General features: G+C 30.9%; 1 protein-coding gene. It reads right to left on the bottom strand.

Annotated features, from left to right (window positions below):
• Nucleotides 1-30: 30 nt before the first annotated feature.
• On the bottom strand, nucleotides 31-414 hold a 384-nt coding region (locus tag D7X55_RS41845; RefSeq protein ID WP_199747456.1), incomplete at its 5' end, for a DUF2201 family putative metallopeptidase.

Below are 414 nucleotides of genomic sequence, written 5' to 3'. Positions count from 1 at the left end.
TTGTTGTGGTGGTTCATAATCTGAATCTTCTCACAAGTCATAAACTTCTTTTGTAGTTTTACCAAAACAATTAAAACCTAATATTTTTTCACCATAAAAAATACCTTGACTCATATCATCAGGAAACATGTGCGGTAGTTTCAAGCCATGATATAATACAGTATCATTACAAATAATTTCTTGAGCAATAGTTAATAATTGTTTATTACTCATCCCTAATTCTTCTCTCTTGCTTGTTTCAACAAGATGATTATTAAGAATATGATTCAACTCATGCCATACAACACCAGCACGTTCTTCAGGAGAAAAATCTTTAAAATCTTGTGAATTTAAATATAGTCTAAACTGTGAACTATCCTGGTCTTTTAAAATAGCAACCATAGCAGGAGCAAATCGAGTATCTAATGCTTTACC

The organism is Corallococcus sp. AB049A, assembly GCF_003668885.1.
GTDB classification, from domain to species: Bacteria; Myxococcota; Myxococcia; order Myxococcales; family Myxococcaceae; genus Corallococcus; species Corallococcus interemptor.
Note: the sequence above shows the minus strand (reverse complement) of the source record. Positions and strands in the feature narration are given on the sequence as shown.